Below are 5,217 nucleotides of genomic sequence, written 5' to 3' on the forward strand. Positions count from 1 at the left end.
ATAAAAAAGCACAACTGATTAAATCAGCTGTGCTTTGATGTGCCTAGCAACGTCCTACTCTCACAGGGGGAAACCCCCAACTACCATCGGCGCTAAAGAGCTTAACTTCCGTGTTCGGCATGGGAACGGGTGTGACCTCTTTGCCATCATCACTAGACTATATTAGAGAACTTGTTCTCTCAAAACTGGATAAATTACATTGAAGTTTGTTAAGTAAAATTTGGTTAAGTCCTCGATCTATTAGTATTCGTCAGCTCCGTATGTCGCCACACTTCCACCTCGAACCTATCTACCTCATCGTCTTTGAGGGATCTTACTTACTTGCGTAATGGGAAATCTCATCTTGAGGGGGGCTTCATGCTTAGATGCTTTCAGCACTTATCCCGTCCACACATAGCTACCCAGCGATGCCCTTGGCAGAACAACTGGTACACCAGCGGTGTGTCCATCCCGGTCCTCTCGTACTAAGGACAGCTCCTCTCAAATTTCCTACGCCCACGACGGATAGGGACCGAACTGTCTCACGACGTTCTGAACCCAGCTCGCGTACCGCTTTAATGGGCGAACAGCCCAACCCTTGGGACCGACTACAGCCCCAGGATGCGATGAGCCGACATCGAGGTGCCAAACCTCCCCGTCGATGTGGACTCTTGGGGGAGATAAGCCTGTTATCCCCGGGGTAGCTTTTATCCGTTGAGCGATGGCCCTTCCATGCGGAACCACCGGATCACTAAGCCCGTCTTTCGACCCTGCTCGACTTGTAGGTCTCGCAGTCAAGCTCCCTTATGCCTTTACACTCTACGAATGATTTCCAACCATTCTGAGGGAACCTTTGGGCGCCTCCGTTACTCTTTAGGAGGCGACCGCCCCAGTCAAACTGCCCGCCTGACACTGTCTCCTACCCCGCTAAGGGGCATGGGTTAGAAGTTCAATACATCTAGGGTAGTATCCCACCAACGCCTCCTCCGAAGCTGGCGCTCCGGAATCTCTGGCTCCTACCTATCCTGTACAAGATGTATCAAAATTCAATATCAGGCTACAGTAAAGCTCCACGGGGTCTTTCCGTCCTGTCGCGGGTAACCTGCATCTTCACAGGTACTATAATTTCACCGAGTCTCTCGTTGAGACAGTGCCCAGATCGTTACGCCTTTCGTGCGGGTCGGAACTTACCCGACAAGGAATTTCGCTACCTTAGGACCGTTATAGTTACGGCCGCCGTTTACTGGGGCTTCAATTCGCACCTTCGCTTGCGCTAAGCACTCCTCTTAACCTTCCAGCACCGGGCAGGCGTCAGCCCCTATACGTCACCTTACGGTTTTGCAGAGACCTGTGTTTTTGCTAAACAGTCGCCTGGGCCTATTCACTGCGGCTCTCTCGGGCTTTCACCCTACTAGAGCACCCCTTCTCCCGAAGTTACGGGGTCATTTTGCCGAGTTCCTTAACGAGAGTTCTCTCGCACACCTTAGGATTCTCTCCTCGACTACCTGTGTCGGTTTGCGGTACGGGCACCTTTTACCTCGCTAGAGGCTTTTCTTGGCAGTGTGAAATCAGGAACTCCGGACATACGTCCTCGTCATCACAGCTCAACGTTATAGAAATGGGATTTGCCTCATTTCACGCCTCACTGCTTGAACATGCATAACCAACAGCATGCTTACCCTATCCTACTGCGTCCCCCCATTGCTCAAATGGTAAATAGGTGGTACAGGAATATCAACCTGTTGTCCATCGCCTACGCCTATCGGCCTCGGCTTAGGTCCCGACTAACCCTGAGCGGACGAGCCTTCCTCAGGAAACCTTAGTCATTCGGTGGACGGGATTCTCACCCGTCTTTCGCTACTCATACCGGCATTCTCACTTCTAAGCGCTCCACCAGTCCTTCCGGTCTGACTTCACAGCACTTAGAACGCTCTCCTACCACGGACATCTAAGATGTCCATCCACAGCTTCGGTGAATTGTTTAGCCCCGATACATTTTCGGCGCAGCGTCACTCGACCAGTGAGCTATTACGCACTCTTTAAATGATGGCTGCTTCTGAGCCAACATCCTGGTTGTCTAAGCAACGTCACATCCTTTTCCACTTAACAATTACTTTGGGACCTTAGCTGGTGGTCTGGGCTGTTTCCCTCTTGACTACGGATCTTATCACTCGCAGTCTGACTCCCGTGCATAAATCACTGGCATTCGGAGTTTGTCTGAATTCGGTAATCCGGGATGGACCCCTAGTTCAAACAGTGCTCTACCTCCAGGATTCTTTATCACGAGGCTAGCCCTAAAGCTATTTCGGAGAGAACCAGCTATCTCCAGGTTCGATTGGAATTTCTCCGCTACCCACACCTCATCCCCGCACTTTTCAACGTACGTGGGTTCGGGCCTCCAGTAAGTGTTACCTTACCTTCACCCTGGACATGGGTAGATCACCTGGTTTCGGGTCTACAACCACATACTCATTCGCCCTATTCAGACTCGCTTTCGCTGCGGCTCCGTCTTCTAAAACTTAACCTCGCATGTAATCGTAACTCGCCGGTTCATTCTACAAAAGGCACGCTATCACCCATTAACGGGCTCTAACTACTTGTAGGCACATGGTTTCAGGATCTATTTCACTCCCCTTCCGGGGTGCTTTTCACCTTTCCCTCACGGTACTGGTTCACTATCGGTCACTAGGTAGTATTTAGCCTTGGGAGATGGTCCTCCCAGATTCCGACGGAATTTCACGTGTTCCGCCGTACTCAGGATACACTCAAGAGAGAATGAACTTTCAACTACAGGGCTGTTACCTGCTCTGGCGGGCCTTTCCAGACCGCTTCGTTTAACTCATTCCTTTGTAACTCCATATAGAGTGTCCTACAACCCCAAGAGGCAAGCCTCTTGGTTTGGGCTATTCCCGTTTCGCTCGCCGCTACTCAGGGAATCGATTTTTCTTTCTCTTCCTCCAGGTACTTAGATGTTTCAGTTCCCTGGGTCTGCCATCAAGACGCTATGTATTCACGTCAAGATACTGCTCCATTACGAACAGTGGGTTCCCCCATTCGGAAATCTCCGGATCAAAGCTCACTTACAGCTCCCCGAAGCATATCGGTGTTAGTGCCGTCCTTCTTCGGCTCCTAGTGCCAAGGCATCCGCCATGCGCCCTTAATAACTTAACCTAAAAGTTAGTTATTAAGCCTAAAAAACTTAATAATAAAAAATGTGTTACTTAATTTGCTTCAATGTCGTTTTATCCAGTTTTCAAAGAACAAGGTTTTGAAGATCATTTTACAATGAGCCTTCAAAACTGAACGCAAGACGTTAATCGACAGATCCAAGATCTGTTTCCGTAATTATCCTTAGAAAGGAGGTGATCCAGCCGCACCTTCCGATACGGCTACCTTGTTACGACTTCACCCCAATCATCTATCCCACCTTCGGCGGCTGGCTCCATAAAGGTTACCTCACCGACTTCGGGTGTTACAAACTCTCGTGGTGTGACGGGCGGTGTGTACAAGGCCCGGGAACGTATTCACCGTGGCATGCTGATCCACGATTACTAGCGATTCCGGCTTCATGTAGGCGAGTTGCAGCCTACAATCCGAACTGAGAACGATTTTATGAGATTAGCATACCCTCGCGAGTTAGCGACTCTTTGTATCGTCCATTGTAGCACGTGTGTAGCCCAGGTCATAAGGGGCATGATGATTTGACGTCATCCCCACCTTCCTCCGGTTTGTCACCGGCAGTCACCTTAGAGTGCCCAACTAAATGATGGCAACTAAGATCAAGGGTTGCGCTCGTTGCGGGACTTAACCCAACATCTCACGACACGAGCTGACGACAACCATGCACCACCTGTCACCAATGTCCCCGAAGGGAAAACTCTATCTCTAGAGCGGTCATTGGGATGTCAAGACCTGGTAAGGTTCTTCGCGTTGCTTCGAATTAAACCACATGCTCCACCGCTTGTGCGGGCCCCCGTCAATTCCTTTGAGTTTCAACCTTGCGGCCGTACTCCCCAGGCGGAGTGCTTAATGCGTTAGCTGCAGCACTAAGGGGCGGAAACCCCCTAACACTTAGCACTCATCGTTTACGGCGTGGACTACCAGGGTATCTAATCCTGTTTGCTCCCCACGCTTTCGCGCCTCAGTGTCAGTTACAGACCAGAAAGTCGCCTTCGCCACTGGTGTTCCTCCAAATCTCTACGCATTTCACCGCTACACTTGGAATTCCACTTTCCTCTTCTGCACTCAAGTCTCCCAGTTTCCAATGACCCTCCACGGTTGAGCCGTGGGCTTTCACATCAGACTTAAGAAACCACCTGCGCGCGCTTTACGCCCAATAAATCCGGACAACGCTTGCCACCTACGTATTACCGCGGCTGCTGGCACGTAGTTAGCCGTGGCTTTCTAATAAGGTACCGTCAAGGTACGTTCAGTTACTAACGTACTTGTTCTTCCCTTACAACAGAGTTTTACGATCCGAAAACCTTCATCACTCACGCGGCGTTGCTCCATCAGACTTTCGTCCATTGTGGAAGATTCCCTACTGCTGCCTCCCGTAGGAGTTTGGGCCGTGTCTCAGTCCCAATGTGGCCGATCACCCTCTCAGGTCGGCTATGCATCGTTGCCTTGGTAGGCCGTTACCCCACCAACTAGCTAATGCACCGCGGGCCCATCTAGTAGTGACAGCCGAAACCGCCTTTCAGCATTTTGCCATGTGACAAAATGGATTATTCGGTATTAGCCCCGGTTTCCCGGAGTTATCCCAATCTACTAGGTAGGTTGCCCACGTGTTACTCACCCGTCCGCCGCTAAATCAGAAGAAGCAAGCTTCTTCATCATTCGCTCGACTTGCATGTATTAGGCACGCCGCCAGCGTTCGTCCTGAGCCAGGATCAAACTCTCCATAAAAGTAGTTTGAAAGCTCATTAGCTTTGCTAGCGTATCATCCGAAGATGATATCTATTTTTGTTTTGATCCACCAACAGAGTTGATGTTCAAAAACATTTATTGATTAACGTCTTGCATGTTCAGTTTTCAAGGTTCATAAGATATATATGGTGGAGCCTAGCGGGATCGAACCGCTGACCTCCTGCGTGCAAGGCAGGCGCTCTCCCAGCTGAGCTAAGGCCCCGTATGGGTATAAGTAATAATGGTCGGGAAGACAGGATTCGAACCTGCGACCCCTTGGTCCCAAACCAAGTGCTCTACCAAGCTGAGCTACTTCCCGTTAATGGCGCG

General features: G+C 50.4%; 2 tRNA genes and 3 rRNA genes. All 5 read right to left on the reverse strand.

What is annotated here, in order from left to right:
• Positions 1 to 41: 41 nt before the first annotated feature.
• Positions 42 to 157 (reverse strand): 5S ribosomal RNA (rrf, locus tag BK137_RS21505).
• A 63-nt stretch (positions 158 to 220) separates the two neighbouring features.
• A 23S ribosomal RNA gene (locus tag BK137_RS21510) occupies positions 221 to 3,150 on the reverse strand.
• A 184-nt stretch (positions 3,151 to 3,334) separates the two neighbouring features.
• Positions 3,335 to 4,887: ribosomal RNA gene (locus BK137_RS21515) — 16S ribosomal RNA — on the reverse strand.
• The 16S, 23S and 5S rRNA genes sit together here with 2 tRNA genes alongside, the layout of an rRNA operon.
• A 147-nt stretch (positions 4,888 to 5,034) precedes the next feature.
• Positions 5,035 to 5,110 (reverse strand) — tRNA-Ala (locus tag BK137_RS21520).
• A 19-nt stretch (positions 5,111 to 5,129) separates the two neighbouring features.
• Positions 5,130 to 5,206: transfer RNA gene (locus BK137_RS21525), tRNA-Pro, on the reverse strand.
• Positions 5,207 to 5,217: the final 11 nt, after the last annotated feature.

The organism is Viridibacillus arenosi (assembly GCF_001955655.1).
Lineage (GTDB): Bacteria > Bacillota > Bacilli > Bacillales_A > Planococcaceae > Viridibacillus > Viridibacillus arenosi.